Here is a 20963-nt window from a genome sequence, read left to right as displayed (position 1 = left end):
CGCATTGCTCAGGGCCAAATCAGCCAGCGTCCACCGGCCCATTGGACGAATGGTGCGCCGGGCTTGGCTGGCGGAGCCGTAGAACTACTGCCGATACGCGTTTCTGCAATGCTGCCGAGTCGGAATCATCTGCGGCGCAGGAAAAATGCAGACCCAGCGACCATGAGCGACAGCAGCCAGACCGCTGCACCAGACAGCGTTGGAACGGGCCGAGCTGCAGCGGTTGCCGAAACGATCGCTATCGTCCCTGAAGCAGTTGCCACGTTTGAAGCCGTGTCGGTGAACGTCACAGTGACGGGGTAAGCAGTGCCCACCGACAAGGCAGCCACCATGTTGTCTGCCAGCGTCCAAGTACCGTTGCCAAGGTTGGTGGCGGTGTAAGTCGCCCCGTTGATGGTGACCTGGACCGTGGCAGTCGGGTCATTGACCGTGCCGGTGATCGGAGGAGTCGTATCAGTAGTGGTTGTACTCACCACCGTACCTGAGGGCGTAGAGGTTACCGGCGCAAGGGCAGATTGCAGATACCAGTTTTTACCGACTTTCTTCAATGTGTAGCTGTATTGCCCAGCCCTGATCTGCCCACCTGCCAAAGAAAAAACTCCATCCGAATTGCCATCGACCTGAACCAACAGGATTCCGGTACCGGTCAGGGCTCCAGGACTGCCGCTGGCGGACCGCACGGTAATTTCGGTAGTGCCGGTGGTATCACCGGTGACGCGCAGTGTGTCACTGGCCGAGCCATCGCCGCCCAAGTAGGTCTCCAGCGACAGCGCCGAGCCCGCAGCGCCGGAATAGTTGCCCGTGACGGTCAACGTTTGGCCGAGATTTCCCCAATACATCAGCCCGGCATTGGCCAGGTTGCCGACGATATTGCCGCCTAGAGCGTGCCTCAGCGTGGAGCCAGCACCCACATGGACGTCACCCGTGACCACCAGCGCCACCGGGCTGGCGAGTGTTGAAGCACCCTGCAGAACCAGGCCTTGCAGGCTGCTGTCGGGATTGGAGCCCGTACCGGTCACCAGTGCGGCGTCTCCTGTGAAGGTGACTCGGGAAGCATCCAGCGTGACGGTTTGCCAGTTCTTCATCACTGAGCCCGCCAGGCTCTGGGTAGTACCCTCAAAACTCAGCTGGTTTGTCGCGGCGTTAGCCGTGCCCAGAATGTCGCTGAGTACCCCGGTCACGGTGGGGCCAGAGATGAGCGCATTGCTCAAGCGCCTGCGAACAGTCACTACTTGCTGTTCGTCGTAGAGCGAGTTTCCGCCATCGAGCAAAGTCACTCCGCTGATATCCGCAGAACCTTTGATCGCCAGCGCGTCGTTCCCGCTGCCAAGTGCAATCTGCCCTGCTACTTTGGAGCCGCTATTGAGAGTGACCTTGTCACTGCTGCGGTAGGCACGAATCGCCAACCCGGAGGTGGCAGCAATGTCTGCCCCTGCGTTGAGATTCAGTGCGGTAGTGCCGCCGACAGAGCGCACCGCGATGGCCGCGGGCGAGACGGTCGCGACCAGTTCGGTGGTGGTGGCGGTTTGCGTGGGCAGTGAACCCGAGGAGAAAACAGTATTTGTGTCAAAGACGTCCGTGACCTGGGTGCTACCAGAGGCGGAAGTCCGCCCGCCGACGTCGACGGAGGTGGTGCCAGAAGCGGCGTTCGCGTTTCGGACTTCGATACCCGTTCTGGCTCCGATGATGCGTCCGCCAGTTTGACTAACGGACAGCGGTTGGGTGTTTCCGGTATTCACCTGCGACGCTTGAATCCCCGCTCCGGTGGTCGCAGTGACGTCGCTGGCTGTAGCCACACTGACAGAGCCTCTTGCCGACCCCGAGGCTTGGATGCCTGACTCAGCGCCCGTGATGCTCCCCGCCGTCTGAAAAACGCTCAGTCGAGCACCGCTGGTAGTTGAAAGGCTACTGACATTGATGCCGGTAACTCCACCCGTGACGGTAGAAGCCGTGCTCACCTGAATGGAGCTTAGACCTGTAGAAGTACCAACGATGCCGGCAATGACTCCCGACAGCGCACCGGCAGTTTGCTGGATGGTGGCGTCGCCCGCGTCAGGTTGCCCGTTGAAGTAGACAGCGTAGTTGGTCTGCGCCGTAATGTCGGCCGCAGTATTGATTTGCGTCGCACTTCCTGTGCCAGCGTTCACGATCTCCAGACCCATGTAGTAGCCGGTAACGCTGCCGGAGACTTGGTTGACCGTGACCAACCCGTTGCCAGTCTGCCGAAGTTTCAATCCGCTTGCCGCTGCTGGACTGCCGGTGCTTGAAAAGTTTCCAGACGACGAGAAGGACACGGGGCCACTGGAATTGGTCACTCCTATGACATCGCCACTGGCAAGGGTCGAATTGAAGCTGCTGTCGACAGATATATTCAAATTCGAGCCTGAGATGGTTTGATTGCTCGTAGTCGTGCCCGCGCAGGTGTAGGTCACGCTGTCCGTGCTGGTGCAGTCGGCCCAGGCCGAGGTGCTGCAGAGCAGCGCTGGAACAACCGCCACGACTAGGCTGCCAATTGTCGTCAGGGACCGCTTGCCGCTAGAAGGATCTGTCGGGGAAAAGTCGTGGGGTGTGGTGGGTCGGAACATTTGGCAACCATCCTTGGAGCAGGTAGACGACAGACCCGTTGAGAGCCGCAACTTCGCTCTCACCCCAAGAGAAACCAAGCTGTGAAATCAGCAGGAGTTTCTATGCAGCCTCGCTTCATAAAAGGGAAAAGCTATCGTCAGAGTATCGTAATAGCCAACAAAAAGATACAGCAGTTAACATTTGTTAAAAGTTAGGCGAAGCTTGTTGTTCCGCTCACCTGATGCTGCCCGAACCAAGGAGCACAGCAGCAATTTGTCCGCGCCCCGTCCCAGGTGTCCACATTGCCTTGCCAACGAGAGGCCAGGTTCAAAACTCTGGCAGCGAAGCCTTGACGCAGCAAGAATTAGCCGATGCCTCGCACCACTTCCATGGCCTGGTCCACCCGTTCCACCGCGTGGATGGTCAGCCCTTCGATGGGCTTCTTGGGCGCGTTCGCCTTGGGCACCACGGCCACGCTGAAGCCGAGCTTGGCAGCTTCCTTGAGCCGCTCCTGCCCGCGTGGCGCGGGCCGCACCTCGCCGGCCAGGCCCACTTCGCCGAACGCGATGAAGCCCTTGGGCAGGGGCTTGCCGCGCAGGCTGGAGGTGATGGCGAGCATCACCGCCAGGTCGGCCGCCGGCTCGCTGATGCGCACGCCGCCCACGGCGTTCACGAACACGTCCTGGTCCATGCAGGCCACGCCGGCGTGGCGGTGCAGCACGGCCAGCAGCATGGCGAGGCGGTCGCGGTCCAGCCCCACCGACAGGCGGCGCGGGCTGGGCCCGCCCTCGTCCACCAGCGCCTGGATCTCCACCAGCATGGGCCGCGTGCCCTCCAGCGTGACCAGCACGCAGCTGCCGGGCACCGGCTCGCTGTGCTGGCTGAGGAAAATGGCGCTGGGGTTCGTGACGCCCTTCAGGCCCTTCTCGGTCATGGCGAACACGCCGATCTCGTTCACGGCGCCGAACCGGTTCTTGATGGCGCGCACCAGGCGGAACTGGCTGTGCGTGTCGCCTTCGAAGTACAGCACCGTGTCGACCATGTGCTCCAGCACGCGCGGGCCGGCGAGCGCGCCCTCCTTGGTCACGTGGCCCACCAGGACGATGGTCACGCCGGTGGCCTTGGCCGCCCGCGTGAGGTGGGCCGCGCATTCGCGTACCTGCGCCACCGAGCCGGGCGCGCTGGTGAGCTGGTCGGAATACACGGTCTGGATCGAGTCGATCACCGCTACGGCCGGCTGGGTGGCTTCGATGGTGGCGAGGATCTTCTCCAGCTGGATCTCGGCCAGCACGTTGACCTGGCTGTGGTCCAGCCCCAGCCGGCGCGAGCGCAGCGCCACCTGGGCGCCGCTTTCCTCGCCGGTCACGTAGAGCGTGGGCAGGCCCAGGCGCTGCAGCGCGTCCAGCGCCTGCAGCAGCAGGGTCGACTTGCCGATGCCCGGGTCGCCGCCGATCAGCACCACGCCGCCCTCCACCACGCCGCCGCCCAGCACGCGGTCCAGCTCGTCGATGCCGCTGGGCGTGCGCGCGACGTCGCTGGCCTCGATGGCGGCCAGCGGCATCACGGCCTGCGCCTGCGCCAGGCCGGCGTACTGCGGCGCGCTCAGCCGGTTCTTGCCGGGGCCGGCCTCGGCCACGGTCTCGACCAGCGTGTTCCAGGCGCCGCAGGACGGGCATTTGCCCAGCCAGCGCGGGCTGGTGCCGCCGCAGGCGGTGCAGGTGAAGAGGGTCTTTTCTTTGGCCATGGGGGAGGGGAGATTGATCGGAAGCGCCGCCACGGGCGAAGGTGCGCAGGCGCCGGGGGATTTCCGCGGCGGCACCCCGCACAGATGCGAGCCGCGACCCCGTCTGCAAGGGCCTTGAGGCAACCCCGTGTTCGGAGGCATCAGGGCCGGACGTAAGCAAATGCGATGTCAGCACTATCCTACCCTGGGCGGCCCGGGCGCTGCCTAGCATGGCGGCTCTCGCAGCAGTTCGCCGCGACCCTTTATTCCAAGGAGATGAGCCATGAATTCTTCCCGCAACACGCCTCGCTGGCTGGTGGCCGCACCGCTGGTGATGGTGTCGGCCCTGGCACTGACCGCCTGCGACCGCAACAAGCCCGGTGAGCCCGCCAACACCACCACGCCCGCGCCGATGACGCCGGCCCCCTCCGCTCCCCCCACGCCGACGCCCGACGCCACGACGGGCACCGGTGCCGGCACGGGCACAGGCGCTTCCATGGGCACCAGCAGCAGCGCCGCCCCCACTTTTGGCGGCAGCACGACCACGCCGGCATCGCCCGCCATGCCCGCGTCGCAGCCGTCGAGCGCACCCCGCACGAACTGACCGGCTCCGCTCGCGCCCGGCACCGGGCGCGCATTTCCCAGGTTCCGCACTTTCCAGGTTCCGCATTTCCCAGGCCCCGCACGGCATGCCCGTGGCGGGGCCTTGTCGTTGGGGCACCGGCTCATCCGATTGCTACCATATTGATAGCTCCCGGCGCAGCAGTTCCGGGCGGCTCGGCACCAAAATGCCTGAAACCTCGAGCCGGCGAGCGCATCCCGCTTCGCTTTCGATAGCATTGCTGGCTTCATCCCCCTCGCCTGCTTCCACGCCACGGAGACCCCGCCATGCCCGCCACCCCCCTGACCCTCTACTACGCCCCCGGCACCTGCGCGCTGGCCGTGCGCATCGCGCTGGAAGAGGCCTGCGCGCCCTACCAGTTGCACCTGCTGGACTTTGCCGCGCGCCAGCAGCAGTCGGCCGGGTACCTGTCGGTCAACCCCAAGGGCCGCGTGCCGGCCCTGGTGACGGAAGAAGGCGTGCTGACGGAAACCCCGGCTCTGCTGGCCTATGTGGCGCAGCGCTTTCCGGCCGCGCAACTCGCGCCCACCGACGCATTCGGCTTCGCCCGCATGCAGGAGGTGCACGCCTACCTCGCCTCGACCGTGCACGTGGCCCATGCGCACCGCCCGCGTGCCAGCCGCTGGGCGGACGAGCCCGAGGCCATCGCCGCCATGCAGCGCAAGGTGCCGCAGAACATGGAGGAAGGCTTCGAGCTCATCGAGCGCCACTACCTGCAGGGCCCCTGGGTGCTGGGCGACCGGTATTCGGTGGCCGACGGCTACCTGTTCACCGTGGCCGGCTGGCTGCGCAGCGACGGCGTGGACATCGCCCGCTTTCCGAAGGTGCACGCCCACCACGAGCGCGTGGCCGCCCGGCCTGCGGTGCAGCGCGCGCTGGCGTAGCGGCGGCGCCGCGCCGCCGCGTCGCCGCGCCGGGTCAGTTCACCTTCAGCAGCCGCCAGTCGATGCGGTTGTCGGCGCGGTGGATGATCTCCACCTTCTGCGTCGCCGCCCACGGGATCACCTGGTTGTAGAGCGGGATGTGCGAGATCAGCTCGTGGTCCTTCACCAGCGCCTGCTCGATCAGGCCGTTGCGGGTGGCGGTGTCGGTTTCCTTCTTGATGCGCTCGATCAGCGCGTCCTGCTGCGGATTGCTGAAGCGGCCCAGGTTGAAGTTGCCGTCACCGCCCGCGCCCGGCGAGCGGATCAGCGACTGCAGCGAATAGAACGCGTCGAAGGTGGGCACGCCCCAGCCCAGCAGGTAGATGCTGGCCTCGTTGCGCTGGATCATCGGGAAATAGGTGGCGAAGGGCAGCGAGCGCAGCTTGGCTTTCACGCCCACCTTGGCCCACTGCGCGGTGATGGCCTGGCACAGCTGCTCGTCGTTGATGTAGCGGCCCGCGCTGCAGGCGAAGTCGACCTCGAAGCCCTGCGGATAGCCGGCCTCCGCCAGCAGCTTCTGCGCGGCGGCGGGGTCGTAGGGCCAGCGCACGTCGGCCTTGGGCGTCCAGCCGTTGACCTGCCGCGCAACGATGGCTCCGGTGGGCTGGGCCAGGCCGCGCAGCACCACGCGCTGGATGGCGTTGATGTCGATGGCCTGGTACAGCGCGCGGCGCACGCGCACGTCCTTGAGCGGGTTCTTGCCCTTCACGCTGGAGTTCTGCAGCTCGTCGCGGAACTGGTCCATGCCGAGGAAGATGGTGCGGTTCTCGGCGCCGTCGAGCACCTTCAGGCCCGGCTGCTGGCGAATGCGCGGCACGTCCTGCAGGCTGGGGTCGAGCACGAAATCGACCTCGCCCGACAGCAGCGCGGCAGTGCGGGTGGCGTCCGACTTGATGGGCGTGTAGACCACGTCGGTCACGTTGCCCGCGAACTTGCCCCGGCCCCACCAGTTTGGGTTGGCGGCCAGCACCAGCCGCTGGTCGGCCGCCCACGACGTGAGCACGAACGGGCCCGTGCCCAGCGTGTTGCGGTGCGTGTAGGGCTCGTCGCTGGTCTTGATGTCCTTGGGCAGCAGGGCGTTGTTCTTCTCGGCCCAGGGCTTGCTCATGATGCGCAGCTCGGTCAGCTGGTTGACCAGCACCGGGTTGGGCACGTCGGAGAAGATGTCGATAGTGTTCGCGTCCACCACCTCGACGCGGTCGATGCCCTGCGTGTAGACGGCGTAGTTCGAGGTCTTGGCCTTGGCCCGCTCCAGCGAGAACTTCACGTCGCCGGCCGTGAGCGGCGAGCCGTCGCTGAACTTCACGCCCAGGCGCAGGCTGATGCGCAGCTGCGTGGGCGTGACCTGCTTCCAGCCGGTGGCCAGCTGCGGCTCGGGCTTGAAGGTCTTGCTGTTGTATTCGACCAGCGTTTCGTACACCGCCGAATGCAGCGCGTTGTTCACGCCCACGTTCTGCGCATGGATGTCCCAGGACGACACGTCCGCCGAGCGGGCGAAGCGGAAGGTGGCGGCATCGGCCGCCAGCGGCAGGAGGGCGGACGCGGCGAGAACGGCCGCGGCGGCGGGGGCGAACAAGGTCTGTGTCAGGGGGGGCGAAGTGCGCATGTCGGGCGGAGGGTTGCAGTGAAACGTGGCAGCACTATGCCGCCCCGGGCCGCCGAACGTAAGCAATTTCTGGTGTTATCCATATGCCGGGCCCGTGCATCCGCGGTGGGCGCCGCGCACCGCCCACCGGTTTTCACCCGCTGGCCCGCTCGCCAACGCCGCCCAGGCTCGAAGACAGCCCCGTCCAGTCCACCACGCCCGCCGCGCGATAGATGGCCTTGAGGTGCTTCTTCAGTGCCTCCTTGCTCACGCCGATCTCGCGCTCGCAATCGGCGCGCACCCCACCCAGGCCGGCATGCAGGGCGATTTCGCGCTGCAGGGGCGACAGCTCCAGTTCCAGCACGCGCTGCACCAGGTGCAGGCGCTCGGGCGCCGCCAGCTCCAGGGTGACCAGCGTCGGCAGGGCGGGCCCCTGCGCATGCTGCGCCGGCGCGTGCAGGCGGCAGGCCGTGAGCGCCAGGCGGCCCGCCGGGATGTCGAGCCAGCGGCGCGCCGTGGGCTGGCCCGATGCCTCCATCTGGGCGCACAGGTCGCGCACGAAGCGCGGCACCACCTGCAGGGGGCCTGTCAGGCGCACGTCCTGGCCGACCAGCGTGCAGGCCTTGAGCAGCGCCTCCGCGTCGCCGGAGAGCATGAGCAGCTGCCGGCCGCCCTGCCCCAGCAGCAGGTGGCCGGTGCGCAGCGGCGGCCTGCTCCGCGCGGCAGCCTCCCGCGCACCGCTCAGCGCCCGCTGCAGGTAGGGCTCGATGCGCGTCAGCAGGGCGGCATCGCCGTCGTCGAAGGCGCGCACCCGCGTGCGAAAGAGCAGCAGCACGGCCCGCGCCCGGCCGTCCACGTCCACCCGCAGGTCGAGGCTGTGGTGGTGGCCGCTCGCCCTGACCAGCAGGTTGAAGGTGTTGGAGCGGTAGTAGGAAGCGGGCACGTCCAGCAGCCGGCCCACGCGCGCGCCCTGGGTCTGCGCCAATGCGGCCACATTGATTTCCGCCGGGCCCACGAAGAGCCGGTCGAATTCATTGAGGAAGAGCTCCTGCGCGTCGGCGGTGGAGTGCTCGTGGAAGAAACCCTCGGGGTGCCCGTCGGCATCGAGCCAGAAGAGGGCGCAGGCCTCCGCGCCCACCATCTCGCGGGCCAGGCGGCAGACGGCCGGCGCGATGGGTGCCAGGCCCGCCCCCGCGCGGCACAGCAGATCCAGTTCGTGGCGCTTCTTCTCGGTCAGACGCCGCATGGCCCACCCCTTCCTTAGCGTTCCTGTTCTTCGGCGCGCTGGCGATGAGAGCGCCTGTGGATTCATTGTAGGCAGGGCCCGTGCCCTCCGGCCGCCTTGGGCGCCGGGGGGTACCCCTGGGGGGAATGGCGCCGCCAGGACGGCTGCGCAAGGATCGCGGCACCTGTCCCACATCGGTCCCACATCGGCCCCTCTCACCATGAAACGAAACCTTCGCCGCCGTTCCCGCACCACGAAAGCCGCCACGTTGCTGGGGCTGCAATGCATGGCCATGGCATCGGTCCACGCGGCCCCTGCCTGCTATGTGGACGCGGTGGCGGGTGTCACGCCCGCGGGCTGCATGAACACCATTTCCTGGTCAGGCCACGGCGAGTTCGACCCGGCCATCATCAAAGTGGTGTACGGCGGGCAGTATGCGAGGGTGGGTTCCGGCCTCTCCATCTACAACAGCAACGAGCCACCACCGGGGGGCGGCAACAGCGGCACGCGGGGGATCTATGCCGATGGGCAGAGCGCGGCGAGCCCGCCGGAGCCAAGCCGCGCCCGCACCGACGGGTACACCACGATCACGATCGAAGCGACGAGCGTCTACAACCCGACCTCCAATGAAGGCGTCTATGCGTCGAACGGCGCGCAGGTTCAGATCGGCGGCGGCCTGAGCGTCACCACCAGTACCACCCAGCCGGGCACCACGGCCCGGGCGGTGGTGGCCCACGGCACCGGGGTGGGCGCGCTGGCCACGACGCCATCGGGCGTCACCGTGGACGGAGCGCTGGAGGTAGACACGACGCAGGCCGCGCAGACCGCCTTCGCGGTCGAGGCCACGGACGGCGGAGCGATCACCATCTGGGGCGGCGGCTCACTCCGCAGCGCGCGCTCGGGGATCTATGTCAGGGCCGCCGGCACGGGCACCCTCCCCAGCAGCGTGAGCATGGCAGCCCCGCTGTTCACGCTGCAGGCGGGCGGCAACGGCGTCACACTGGAGGGCGCCTCCAGCGGCAATGCCAACGTCGGCACGGCGCAGTTCAGCAGCGCGGCCATCACCGCGCACGACTCGGGCGTTCACCTGCACCACGGCAATTCCAGCAGCTCCGTCATGTACTACCTCCAGCAATCGGGGAGCATCACGTCCACCCATGGCAGCGCCATCGCGTTCACGGGCGGGGCCGGCACGGCGAACGTCGAGCTGGGCGATGTCACGGTCGCGTCGCAGTCTCCGACGCTGGGCGGGGTGGATGCCGACTCGGTGCCCATCGGCTATGCCGTCGTCAGCACCTCGGGCGCCGACAACCGCCTCTTCATGACCGGCGGCCGCCTGAATGGCCCCGTCGTCACCGACACCGGCGCACGGCTGTGGCTGAACCCGAATGACTCGACATGGAACACCGGCGGCGACCCCGGGTCGGCGACGCTGAACTCACTGTCGGGCATGAGCGGCACGCTCACCCTCCGCATGGACGACATCAACGACCGCATCGAGCTGCGGGGCGATGCGCCCAGCTTGGGCACCGGCTGCGGCACGGCCACGGTGACCCTGCAGATTCCGACCAGCCAGCCTGCTCCGGCCACCTCGCCGCATACGCTGATGCTGTGCGGGAACATCGACGCCGCGCCCACGGTCACCTTGCAGGGCGGCTCGGTCGTGCTGGGCGGATTCCACTACACGCTGCAGGTCAACACGGCGGGCCGCAGCCGCGCCTACCAGTTGGTGCGCGGTTCGGCCGCCGCCGATGCGGGGCCCGGCGCCGGGGCGAAAGCCATTCCCACGCTGTCGGAATGGGGCTTGGCGATGCTCTCGGGCCTCGTGGGCATGGCCGCCTTCCTGCGGCGCCGGCGCAGCCCGGGCTCACGCGGCGCCTAAGAACGTGTTGACGATCTCGCAGGGGATCGCGTTGGAGCGCAATCGGGATGAGTGGATGCTGCGGATGCGCCGCATGGGCTCGTGCCCATGCAAGCAGCCGGAGCCTCCAATCGCCCGATTTCGCTCCAACCCGAAGGGCAGCGGTGTGGGCGGGCGCTCTGCGGCGTTGCGGCGCTTGTGAATAGCCCAAGCTATTCACTGCGCACCGCGCCTTGCACCCCACCCGCCCACACCGCTGCGCGACCCCTGGGAGATCGTCAACACGTTCTAAGGGGTGGCGGCCCCGGGCACGCGGAGACGGGGCCGCCGCGTCAATGCGCGCGCAGCATGCGCAGCGCCTGCGGCAGCGACTGCGCGTGCGGCATGAAATGGTCGAGCGCCGCGCCTAGCGCCACGGCGCACAGCAGCGCGCCCAGCAGCGGCTTCCAGGTCAGCCGCACGGCGGCGCCCAGCCAGCCGGCGCGCTCGGCGCCCATCGCGGCGCGGGCCGTGGCGACCGAGAAGGCCAGTTCCACCGCCACGGTGAGCAGCACCTCCCAGCCGAAATAGAGCCAGGCCAGCGCGCCCGCGCCGAAGGCGATGGCCAGGCCGATGAGGAAGATGGCCACCACCGGCACCACCACCACCGCGCCTTCGTCGGCGCCGGCCGCGGCTTCCAGGGCGTGGCCGGCCGCCGTGCCGAAGCCGTCGCCCATCGATTCGCCCGCCTGCGCCAGCGGCCCGTCGAAATCGCCGCTGGCGCCCGCGCCGGCAAAGTCGCCACCGCCACCGGGCTCGGGTGGGCCGCGGCCGGCCGGCTGCGTGCCGGGCCATTCGGGTACCAGGTCCAGGCCGGGGTCGACACCCTCGCCGCGCCGGTGCGGCCACACCAGCCAGGCCGCCCAGGCGCGCAGCACGAGCAGGTAGGCGACGTAGCCCACGCCCAACGTGCTCAGGTAGCGCAGGGCCAGCGAATCGACGCCCCACAGCATCTGCAGGTGCGACGTGGCCCACATCAGCGCCAGCGTGAAGCTGCCGATGCACCAGCCGTGCACGCGCAGGCGGTGGCGGCTTTGCAGCCGCTCGGCCAGCGCCCGGCGCGGCGCCTGGATGCGGCGCCAGTTCGATGCAGGCGCCGGCTTGCGGGCCACGTTCCGCATCAAATCAATCCACCGCGAAGGGCACGCGCGGCGCCACGGCGCACATCAGCTCGTAGCCCACCGTGCCAGCCGCATGGGCCACCTCGTCGATGGGCAGCACCGTGCCGCTGGCGGCGCGGCCCCAGAGGGTGACTTCGCTGCCCACCCCGGCGTCGGGCACGCCGGTCAGGTCCACGGTGACCATGTCCATGCTGACGCGGCCCACCAGCCGGGTGCGCACGCCGTTCACCAGCACGGGCGTGCCGTCGCCCGCATGGCGGGGGTAGCCATCGGCGTAGCCGCAGGCGGCGATGCCGATGGTGAGCGGGCCGTCGGCGGTGAAGCGCGAGCCGTAGCCCACCGTGTCGCCCGCCCGCAGGTGCTGCACGCCGATGATGCGCGTGGAAAGCGTCATCGCGGGCTGCAGGTCCCAGTCGGCGGCGGTGCGCTCGGGGTGGTCCGGGGCGCTGCCGTACATGACGATGCCGGCGCGGATCCAGTCGGCGCGCACCGCCGCGTCGCCGCCCTGGCGCAGCGTGGCGGCGCTGTTGCTCAGGCTGCGCTCGCCCGGCAGGTCCTGCGTGGCGGTGCGGAACACGTCCATCTGGTGCGCCGTGCCGCGCGGGCCGTCGGCGTCGCTGAAGTGGGTCATGAACGAGATCTCGTCGACCTGCGTGAGGGCGTTCAGCCGCGCCCACGCGGCGCGGTAGCGGTCGGGCGGAAAGCCCAGCCGGTTCATGCCGCTGTTCATCTTCAGGAAGACGCGGTGCGGCGCCTGCGTCTTGTGCGCGGCCAGCCAGTCGATCTGCTCGTCGCAATGCACGGCATGCCACAGGCCCAGGCGCGAGCACAGCTCCAGGTCGCGCGGCTCGAAGACGCCTTCGAGCAGCAGGATGGGGCCACGCCAGCCCAGGGCCCGCACGCGCTCGGCCTCGGCCAGGTCCAGCAGGGCGAAGCCGTCGGCCGACCGCAGGGCGCCGAACACGCGCTCGATGCCGTGCCCGTAGGCATTGGCCTTGACCACCGCCCAGGCCAGCGCGTCGGGCGCGGCGCGGCGCGCGCGCGCCAGGTTGTGCTGGAGCGCAGCGGGGTGGACGGTGGCCAGAATGGGACGCGGCATGGCAGGTATTTCTACGGGGAGAAAGGTCGGAATTCTGGCACTGGCCGCCGCGGGGTGCGTGATATAACCGCCGCTCGCTTGTTGCAAGTTGAGATATTTCACAGGACATCAGCCCGACTGATGCAGCCCCCAGCCAATCGATGAAGCGCGGTTTCTACACCATCATGTCGGCGCAGTTTTTCAGCTCGCTGGCCGACAACGCGCTGTTCGTGGCCGCCGTCGAACTGCTGCGCACCGGAGGTGCTCCGGAATGGCAGCGCGCCGCCCTGGTGCCCATGTTCGCGCTGTTCTACGTGGTGCTGGCCCCGTTCGTGGGCGCCTTCGCCGACGCCATGCCCAAGGGCCGGGTGATGTTCTTCAGCAATGCCATCAAGGTGGTGGGCTGCCTGATGATGCTGTTCGGCTCGCACCCGCTCGTCGCCTACGCGGTGGTGGGGCTGGGCGCGGCGGCCTACTCGCCCGCCAAGTACGGCATCCTCACCGAACTGCTGCCCGCCTCGCAGCTGGTCAAGGCCAACGGCTGGATCGAGGGGCTGACCATCGCATCGATCATCCTGGGCGTGCTGCTGGGCGGCCAGCTGATCGGGCCGGCCGTGTCGGGCCAGCTCCTGTCGTTCGACATGCCGGTCTTCGATACGGGCGTGGACACCCCCGCCGAGGCGGCCGTGGCCGCGATGATCCTGCTGTACCTGGTGGCCTCCTGGTTCAACACCCGCATTCCGCACACCGGCGTGGAGATGCGCCCCATGCCCGCCAACCCGCTGGCCATGCTGCCCGACTTCTGGGCCTGCAACAGCCGCCTGTGGCGCGACAAGCTGGGCCAGATCTCGCTGTCCACCACCACTCTCTTCTGGGGCGCGGGCGGCAACCTGAAGTTCATCGTGCTGGCCTGGGCCGCCGCCGCCCTGAGCTACAACACCACGCAGGCATCGGCGCTCACGGGCGTGGTCGCCATCGGCACGGCCGTGGGCGCGGTGGTGGCCTCCATGCGCATGCGGCTGGACGCGGCCACCAAGGTCATCCCGCTGGGCATCGCCATGGGCCTCCTGCTGATCCTGATGGTGTTCATCAGCAACATCTGGATCGCCATTCCCTTCCTCATCCTGCTGGGCGGCCTGGGCGGCTACCTGGTGGTGCCGATGAACGCGCTGCTGCAGCACCGGGGCCACAACCTGATGGGCGCGGGCCGCTCCATCGCCGTGCAGAACTTCAACGAGCAGGCCTGCATCCTGGCGCTGGGCGCGTTCTACAGCCTGTCGCTGAAAATGGGCCTGTCGGTGTTCGGCGCCATCACGGCGTTCGGGCTGGTGGTGGCGGGCGTGATGTGGCTGATCCAGCGCTGGCACCGCCACAACTGCACGCACCACCCTGAAGAGGTGGCGCACCTGCTGCACATCGCCCGGCACGACCACCACCACTGACCGGCCCGCGGCCCACGCAGAGCAGGCTTGCTATCAATTGAATAGCTGTCCGCGCTGATACATCAAGCGCCAGCACCGTATTTGACCCATGAACCCGTCTCCGCTGCTGCCGATCTGCGCCCTGCTGTTCAACGCCCTGGTGTGGGGCCTGGCCTGGTGGCCGTTCCGGCTGATGCACGGCGCCGGGCTGCATCCGCTCTGGGCCACGGCGGTGATGTACTGCGGCGTGCTGCTGGCCCTGCTGGCGCTGCGCCCGGGCCTCTGGGCGCAGGTGCGAGCGCATCCGCAGCTGTGGCTGCTGGCGGTGTGCTCGGGGCTGAACAACGTCGCCTTCAACTGGGCCGTGACGGTGGGCGACGTGGTGCGGGTGATCCTGCTCTTCTACCTGATGCCCGCCTGGGCCGTGCTGCTGGCGTGGCGCGTGCTGGGCGAGCGGCCCACGCCCATGGCCATCGGCCGGCTGCTGCTGGCCTTCGCCGGCCTGGGGCTGGTGCTGGTGCCGCCCGGCGCCACGCCGGCGCGGCTGCTGGAGGGCCTGTCGCTGGCGGACGGGCTGGCGCTGCTGGGCGGCTTCATGTTCGCCATGACCAACGTCACGCTGCGCCGGCTGAGCGCGGTGCCCGGCCAGGCGCGCATGTTCTCGATGTTCGGCGGCTGCATGCTGATGGCGACCGCGGTGGCCTGCATCGGCCTGCAGGCGGGCGTGGTGGAGGCCTTCCCCGCGCCCAACGCCACCTGGGTGGTGACGGCCGCCTGGCTGGCCGTGCTGCTGCTGCTGGGCAACTGGGCGCTGCAGTTCGGCGCGGCGCGGCTGGCGGCGGGCACCACGGCGGTGGTGCTGCTCTCGGAGGTGGTGTTCGCCAGCGTGTCGTCGGTGGTGCTGTCCGCCGCCCAGCTGCAGCCGCGCACCTTGCTGGGCGGGGCGCTGATCGTTTCGGCCTCGCTGCTGGCGGCGCTGCAGCGGCGCTGAGCGGCAGGCTCCGCGCGGCCGGAGCCGCCGGTCACCCGCGCGGGTCGGTCGCCAGCAGCATCTCCACCAGCGCCCGCAGGTCGCGCTGCAGGCGCTCGAAGCCGGCGGCGTCCAGCGCCAGCGTCTGCTCGTCCATGTAGAGCTTGCGGTTGATCTCCACCTGGATGCTGTGCCGCTGCTGCGCGGGATCGCCATAGCGGCGCACCAGTTCCACGCCCTTGTAGGGGTGGTTGTAGTCCACGCTGTAGCCGCGCTCCTGCAGGAAGGCGCAGATGCGCTGCGACAGGCGCGGGTCGGCGGTCGTGCCGTCCCGGTCGCCCACCACGAAGTCGGCATGCGCCAGCCCGGGGTGCAGCGTGGCGTGGCTGGCCGCCACGGCCGGCATGGAGTGGCAGTTGATGTGGATGCTGTAGCCGTGCCGGGCATGGGCCGCGTCGATCTCCCGCGCCACCGCCTGGTGGTAGGGGCGCCAGCAGCGGTCGATGCGGGCGCGGATCTCGTCCACGCCCAGCAGGCGGTCGTAGATCGGCACGCCTTCGTCGGTGAACTTCCAGATCAGGCCCTTGCCCAGGCGCACCTTCTGCAGCACCACCGGGTCGGTGGTCACTGCCTCGGGCCATTCGGCATCGAGCAGGCCCACGTCCAGCTCGGTGGTGTCGCGGTTGGCGTCCAGGTAGATGCGCGGGAAGTGCGCCTCCACCCAGCCCACGCCCAGCGAAGGCGCGAAGCTGTAGAGCTTCTCGACGTGGGTGTCTTCGGCGCGGCGCAGCACGGGCAGCGCCAGCGCGGCACGGAAGTCTTCCGGATAGACCGTGCCGCTGTGCGGCGAGTCGAGCACCACCGGCGTGCGGCCGGGCACCACGCTCACCATGCGCTGGGCCGGCGGCGCGCAGGGCGCCCCGGCCGCGCCGGGTTCGGCCTGCTGGTAGTGGCTGTGGATGAGTTTCAGCACGGCTTGCATAGGCACGTCGCTCCGGCGGCAGGGTTATTCGATCTTGATCTTGGCATAGGCCGCCACCTTTTTCATCTTGTCGATCTCCCGCACGATCTGCTTGGAGAAGTCGGCCGGCGTGGTGCCGGAGGCATAGAGGCCCTGCCCGGCCAGCCGGTCGCGCACGGCCGGCTCCTTCAGCGCGGTGGCCACGGCCTGCTGCACGCGCAGCACGGCGGCGGCCGGCGTGGCGGCCGGGGCCACCAGGCCGAACCACGAGGGTTCGTTGGCCTGCTTGTAGCCCAGCTCGGCATAGGTGGGCACGTCGGGCAGCACGTCCAGCCGCTCGGGCCACGACACGGCCAGCGCCTTCAGCTTGCCCGCCTTCACGTGCGGCAGCGACGAGGCGACCTGGTCGAAGTACACCGGCACCTGGCCGCCCAGCACGTCATTGATGGCGGGGCCTGCACCGCGGTAGGGAATGTGCACCATGGCCGTGCCGGTGCTGCTCTTGAACAGCTCGCCCCACATGTGGCCGATGGTGCCGTTGCCGGGCGTGGCGTAGGAGATCTTGCCGGGGTTGGCCTTGAGGTAGGCCACCAGCTCGGCGAAGTCCTTGACGGGCAGCACCTGCGGGTTCACCACCAGCACGCCGGGCGCCTTGACGATCTCGGTCACGCCGACGAAGTCCTTGATCGGGTCGTAGGGAAGCTTGGCATAGACGGCCGGGTTCACGCCGTGGGTGGACAGCGTGGCCACGCCGAAGGTCAGGCCGTCGCCCGGGGCGCGGGCGATCTCGGCCATGCCGATGGAGCCGCCCGCGCCGGCGCGGTTCTCGATCACCACGGGCTGGCCCAGCAGGCGCTGCAGCGGCTCCTGCAGCGCGCGGCCGGCGATGTCGGTGGCGCCGCCGGGCGGGAAGGGCACGACGATGCGCAAGGGTTTGTCTTGCGCGAAGGACATTCCAGGAGCGACAGAAGCAGCGGCCAGGACGGCCAGGATGTGACGACGTTGCATAGGGGACTTCCTTTGAATATGAGACGCAGGTTACCGGAATCGGTTCCCATCAAAAAGCAATGCTTATGCCTGATAACATTCCGATCTGGAATGATTTGAATCTGGCAGACACTGATCCAGCCCCGGCTGCTCTCCCACGCCATGTCCCTGCGCCGACTGAACCCTCCGCTGCACCTGCTGCGCGCCTTCTGCACCGTGGCCCGGTTCGGGGGCATATCGCGCGCCGCCGAGGCGCTGCACCTGACGCAGAGCGCCGTCAGCAAGCAGGTGCAGGAGCTCGAGCGCTGGGTGGGCATCGACCTGTTCGAGCGCAGCCGCAAGCGCCTGTCGCTCACGCCGGCGGGCGAGCGCTACGAGAAGGCCGTCAGCGCCCTGCTGGCCCGGCTGGAGGCCGCCACGCTGGAGCTCATCACCAGCAGCGACGGCGGCGGCGCGCTGCACCTGTCGGTGCTGCCGACCTTCGCGGCCAAGTGGCTGATTCCGCTGCTGCCCCAGTTGCACCAGCTGCATCCGCAGGTGACGCTCCATTTCGTGCCCTTCGTGCACGGCTACGACTTCTCCGACCCCAACCTGGACTGCTCCATCCTCTTCGGCGACGGGCACTGGCCCGGGGCGCGTTCGCACTACTTGGCGGGCAACGACGTGGCGCTGATCGCGCCGCGCAGCGGCGTGGGCGAGGTGGAGGTGCGCAGCCCGCGCGACGTGCCGCGCTGCACGCTGCTGCGGCACGCCAACGTGCCCGGGGCCTGGCAGCACTGGAGCGAGGCGCACGGCGTACCGCTGGCGGGCACGCTGGCCGGCCCGCAGTTCGACCAGTTCCAGACGCTGATCCGCGCGGTGTCGGTGGGCATGGGCGTGGCCCTGGTGCCGCGCTGCCTGGTGCAGGACGAGATCACCGCCGGCACCGTGGCCGAGCCGCTCGCGCAGGGCGGCTACACCAGCGACACCGGCTACTGGCTCTGCTACCCGGAGGCGCGCGCGCACCTGGCGCCGCTGGTGCGCTTTCGCGACTGGCTGCTGGGCCTGAACGCGCCGGCCCGGCCGGCGCCCGGCCCGGGAAGCGCGTGATGCGGCCCCCGGCTCCCCGCCTGCGCCGCATCGCCGCGTGGGCGGCCGCCCTCGGGCTGGCGCTGCTGCTGATTGGCCTGGCCGCCGCCTGGGCCGGCCGCCGCGAGGCGCGCCTGCAGGCCGATGCGGCGCGCCGGTCGATGGAGGTGCATGCCCTGGCGCTGCGCGATGCGGCCGGCAAGTACCGGCACCTGCCCTTCACCGCCGGGCTGCACCCCGACCTGCGCGCCGCGCTGGCCCACCCCGAGGACGCGGCCGCGCAAGCCCGCGCCAACCGCTACATCGCGCAGGTCAACCGCGAAGCGGGCTCCGACGCGCTCTACCTCATCGGCACCGACGGCGTGACGCGCGCGGCCAGCAACTGGGACACGCCGCAGAGCTTCGTGGGCCATTCCTACGCCAACCGGCCGTACTTCGTCGACGCGCTGGCGGGCCGCGGCGGCATGTTCTACGGCGTGGGGCAGACCACCGGCGAGCCGGGGCTCTTTCTCTCCGCGTCGGTCCGCGCCGAGAACGGCGCGGTGCAGGGCGTGGTCACGGTCAAGGTCAGCCTGCACCCGCAGCAGGACGCCTGGGCCTATGCGCGTGACCCGATCCTGCTGTCGGACGCGCGCGGCGTGGTGTTCCTGAGCTCGGTGCCCGGCTGGCTGTATCACACCCTGCGCGCAGTGCCGCCCGCCGAGCTGGCCCGCATGCGCAGCGAGCAGCAGTACGGCCCGCGGCCGGGCTTTCCGGCGCTGCCGTGGCGGGTCGATCGCACGGCAGGCGAAGCCGGCTACCTGGTGCGCACGGAGCTCGCCGGCACGGCGCGCCGGTTCCTGGCGGTGGACGAGCCCCTGCCCGAGCTGGGCTGGACGCTCACCGTGCTGTCCGACCATGCCGAGGTGGCCCGCGCCGGCGAGCGCGCCTGGCTGCTGGGCCTGCTGGGCGCGGCGGTGCTGCTGCTGGGCGGCCTCTACTGGCAGCTGCGCGAGCGGCGCTTCGCCGAGCAGCGCGATGCCCGGCAGGAGCTGGAGCTGCGCGTGCGCGAACGCACGCAGGCGCTGGACGAGGCCCACGCCTTCCGCAAGGCGATGGAGGATTCGCTGCTGGTCGGCATGCGCGCGCGCGACGCCGAGGGCCGCATCACCTACGTCAACCCCGCCTTCTGCGCCATGACGGGCTACGCCGCCGAGGAGCTGCTGGGCCGGCTGCCGCCCTACCCGTACTGGCACCCCGACGACGTGCCGCAGCACTGGCAGCACTACGAGGCCATGATGCGCGGGGAGCCCGCGCTCTCGGGATTCGAGTCGCGCCTGATGCACCGGGGCGGCCGCGAGGTCATCACCATGGTCTACACCGCGCCGCTGGTGCTGGCCGACGGCACGCATGCGGGCTGGATGAGCTCGGTGGTGGACATCACCGAGCAAAAGCGCGCCGAACAGCGCCAGCGCCAGAACGACGAGCAGCTGCAGCACGCGCAGCGCCTGGCCAGCCTGGGCGAGATGGCCTCCACCCTGGCGCACGAGCTCAACCAGCCGCTGATGGCGCTCAGCAACTACGCCAGCGCCGCCAAGGCCTTCGCCCAGCAGGGCCGGGCCGACCTGCTCGCGGACACGCTGGACGAGGCCGTGGCGCAGGCCCAGCGCAGCGCCGAGATCGTGCGCCGCATCCGCGGCTTCGTGCGGCAGCACACCGCCGGCCACGAGGACTGCGCGGTGGATGCGCTGGTCGCCAACGCCCTGGCGCTGGTGCGCGGCGACATGCGCCAGCGCGGCGCGCGCGCCCAGGTGCGCATCGCGCCGGGCCTGGGCGCGGTGCGCGGCGACCGGGTGCTGCTCGAGCAGGTGCTGCTCAACCTCATCGCCAACGCGCTGCAGGCCATGGAGGCCACGCCGCCGCAGGACCGCACGGTGGACATCGACGCCCAGGCCTGCGGCGGGCGCCTGTGCATCCGGGTGGCCGACCGGGGGCCGGGCATTCCCGCCGCGCTCGCCGAGCAGGTGTTCGCGCCCTTCTTCACCACCAAGCCCGCCGGGCTGGGGCTGGGGCTGAACATCTGCCGCACCATCGCCGAGGCCCACCGCGGCCGCCTGTCGTTCGCCGACCGGCCCGGCGGCGGCACCGTATTCACCCTGGAACTGGAGACCACCGCGCCATGAACGCCACCACCCCGGCCGCCCCCGCCAACCACCTCTGCGTGGTGGACGACGACGAGGCGGTGCGCCGCTCGCTCGGCCTGCTGCTGCTCTCGCGCGGCCATGCGGTGCAGACCTTCGCCTCGGGCGAGGACTTCCTGGCCAGCGCCGACCTGCAGCGCCCGGGCTGCGCCATCCTCGACCTGCGGCTGGGCGGCATGAGCGGCCTCGAGGTGTTCGATGCGCTGCGGGCGCAGGGCAGCCCGCTGGTGGTGGTCTTCCTTTCGGGCCACGGCGAGATCCCGATGGCCGTCGCCGCCGTGCAGAACGGCGCCTTCGACTGGCTGGAGAAACCCTGCCACGACGAGCGGCTGCTGGACATCGTGGGCCGCGCGCTGCAGCGGGCGGGCGAGGTCGCCACGCGCCGGCAGGCCCGGCAGGCGGCCCAGGCGCTCTGGGACAAGCTTACCCCGCGCGAGATGCAGGTGGCCCGGCTGGTGGCCGAGGGCAAGCCCAACAAGCAGATCGCGCAGGAGCTCGCCCCGCTGGAGCAGCGCACGGTGGAAACGCACCGCGCGCACGCCTTCGCCAAGCTGGGGCTGGCCAACAGCCACCAGCTGGATCGCTTCCTGCGCGAGCACGGCCTGTAGCGGTCCACCCGGAGCGCGTCCGGCCT

General features: G+C 69.6%; 16 protein-coding genes. 8 read left to right on the top strand and 8 right to left on the bottom strand.

What is annotated here, in order from left to right:
* Positions 1–125 precede the first annotated feature (125 nt).
* Complete coding sequence (locus ABWV53_RS16585) at positions 126–2585, bottom strand: autotransporter outer membrane beta-barrel domain-containing protein (protein ID WP_353367256.1); 2460 nt, start codon at positions 2583–2585, stop codon at positions 126–128.
* A 344-nt stretch (positions 2586–2929) separates the two neighbouring features.
* On the bottom strand, positions 2930–4309 hold the full coding sequence (gene radA / locus ABWV53_RS16580) for a DNA repair protein RadA (protein WP_353367255.1): 1380 nt from the start codon (positions 4307–4309) through the stop codon (positions 2930–2932).
* A 262-nt stretch (positions 4310–4571) separates the two neighbouring features.
* Between radA and ABWV53_RS16575 the strand changes: the two genes are divergently transcribed.
* Together ABWV53_RS16575 and ABWV53_RS16570 are read left to right on the top strand one after the other, a co-directional pair.
* Positions 4572–4892 carry a hypothetical protein gene (locus ABWV53_RS16575; protein WP_353367254.1) on the top strand — a complete coding sequence of 107 codons (321 nt, stop codon included), beginning with the start codon at positions 4572–4574 and terminating at the stop codon, positions 4890–4892.
* Positions 4893–5176: 284 nt separating this feature from the next.
* Positions 5177–5794 carry a glutathione S-transferase family protein gene (locus ABWV53_RS16570; RefSeq protein WP_353367253.1) on the top strand — a complete coding sequence of 206 codons (618 nt, stop codon included), beginning with the start codon at positions 5177–5179 and terminating at the stop codon, positions 5792–5794.
* A 34-nt stretch (positions 5795–5828) separates the two neighbouring features.
* Here ABWV53_RS16570 and ABWV53_RS16565 read toward each other — a convergent pair whose 3' ends face one another.
* Positions 5829–7439 carry an ABC transporter substrate-binding protein gene (locus tag ABWV53_RS16565; protein ID WP_353367252.1) on the bottom strand — a complete coding sequence of 537 codons (1611 nt, stop codon included), beginning with the start codon at positions 7437–7439 and terminating at the stop codon, positions 5829–5831.
* A 133-nt stretch (positions 7440–7572) separates the two neighbouring features.
* The gene (locus tag ABWV53_RS16560; protein WP_353367251.1) at positions 7573–8664 is read right to left on the bottom strand and encodes a hypothetical protein; all 1092 of its coding nucleotides are present in this window, start codon (positions 8662–8664) and stop codon (positions 7573–7575) included.
* Positions 8665–8863: 199 nt separating this feature from the next.
* Between ABWV53_RS16560 and ABWV53_RS16555 the strand changes: the two genes are divergently transcribed.
* The gene (locus ABWV53_RS16555) at positions 8864–10525 is read left to right on the top strand and encodes an IPTL-CTERM sorting domain-containing protein (RefSeq protein WP_353367250.1); all 1662 of its coding nucleotides are present in this window, start codon (positions 8864–8866) and stop codon (positions 10523–10525) included.
* A gap of 311 nt (positions 10526–10836) precedes the next feature.
* On the opposite strand, the gene ABWV53_RS16550 is transcribed toward ABWV53_RS16555, so the two are convergent.
* Together ABWV53_RS16550 and alr are read right to left on the bottom strand one after the other, a co-directional pair.
* Entirely contained in the window at positions 10837–11664 is an 828-nt protein-coding gene (locus ABWV53_RS16550) for a hypothetical protein (protein ID WP_353367249.1), read from the bottom strand.
* 4 nt (positions 11665–11668) lie between these two features.
* Complete coding sequence (alr, locus tag ABWV53_RS16545; protein ID WP_353367248.1) at positions 11669–12763, bottom strand: alanine racemase; 1095 nt, start codon at positions 12761–12763, stop codon at positions 11669–11671.
* 140 nt (positions 12764–12903) lie between these two features.
* Here alr and lplT point away from each other — a divergent pair, with 140 nt between their 5' ends.
* Positions 12904–14184 (top strand): lysophospholipid transporter LplT, encoded by a 1281-nt coding sequence (gene lplT / locus ABWV53_RS16540; RefSeq protein WP_353367247.1) that lies wholly within the window; start codon positions 12904–12906, stop codon positions 14182–14184.
* 88 nt (positions 14185–14272) lie between these two features.
* Positions 14273–15154: an EamA family transporter gene (locus ABWV53_RS16535; protein ID WP_353367246.1), complete on the top strand. Its 882-nt coding sequence runs from the start codon at positions 14273–14275 to the stop codon at positions 15152–15154.
* Between the two features lie 31 nt (positions 15155–15185).
* Here the strand turns inward: ABWV53_RS16535 and ABWV53_RS16530 are convergent, their stop codons facing one another.
* Together ABWV53_RS16530 and ABWV53_RS16525 are read right to left on the bottom strand one after the other, a co-directional pair.
* On the bottom strand, positions 15186–16115 hold the full coding sequence (locus tag ABWV53_RS16530) for an N-formylglutamate amidohydrolase (protein WP_353367472.1): 930 nt from the start codon (positions 16113–16115) through the stop codon (positions 15186–15188).
* Between the two features lie 24 nt (positions 16116–16139).
* Positions 16140–17102, bottom strand: a complete 963-nt coding sequence (locus ABWV53_RS16525) for a tripartite tricarboxylate transporter substrate binding protein BugE (protein WP_353367245.1) — start codon at positions 17100–17102, stop codon at positions 16140–16142.
* A 141-nt stretch (positions 17103–17243) separates the two neighbouring features.
* On the opposite strand from ABWV53_RS16525, the gene ABWV53_RS16520 reads away from it, so the two are divergent.
* The 3 genes from ABWV53_RS16520 to ABWV53_RS16510 are packed head-to-tail and all read left to right on the top strand — an operon-like array spanning position 17244 to position 20937.
* Positions 17244–18170, top strand: coding sequence for a LysR family transcriptional regulator (locus ABWV53_RS16520; RefSeq protein WP_353367244.1), 927 nt, complete (start codon positions 17244–17246; stop codon positions 18168–18170).
* Positions 18170–20311 (top strand): ATP-binding protein, encoded by a 2142-nt coding sequence (locus ABWV53_RS16515; protein WP_353367243.1) that lies wholly within the window; start codon positions 18170–18172, stop codon positions 20309–20311. The genes ABWV53_RS16520 and ABWV53_RS16515 overlap by 1 nt, the downstream gene beginning before the upstream one ends.
* Positions 20308–20937 (top strand): response regulator transcription factor, encoded by a 630-nt coding sequence (locus tag ABWV53_RS16510; protein ID WP_353367242.1) that lies wholly within the window; start codon positions 20308–20310, stop codon positions 20935–20937. The genes ABWV53_RS16515 and ABWV53_RS16510 overlap by 4 nt, the downstream gene beginning before the upstream one ends.
* Positions 20938–20963 lie beyond the last annotated feature (26 nt).

This window comes from Acidovorax sp. FG27 (assembly GCF_040365715.1).
In the GTDB taxonomy this organism is placed as follows: Bacteria; Pseudomonadota; Gammaproteobacteria; order Burkholderiales; family Burkholderiaceae_C; genus Paracidovorax.
The sequence above is the reverse complement of the archived record's forward strand: the minus strand, read 5'-3'. Positions and strand labels throughout refer to the sequence as shown.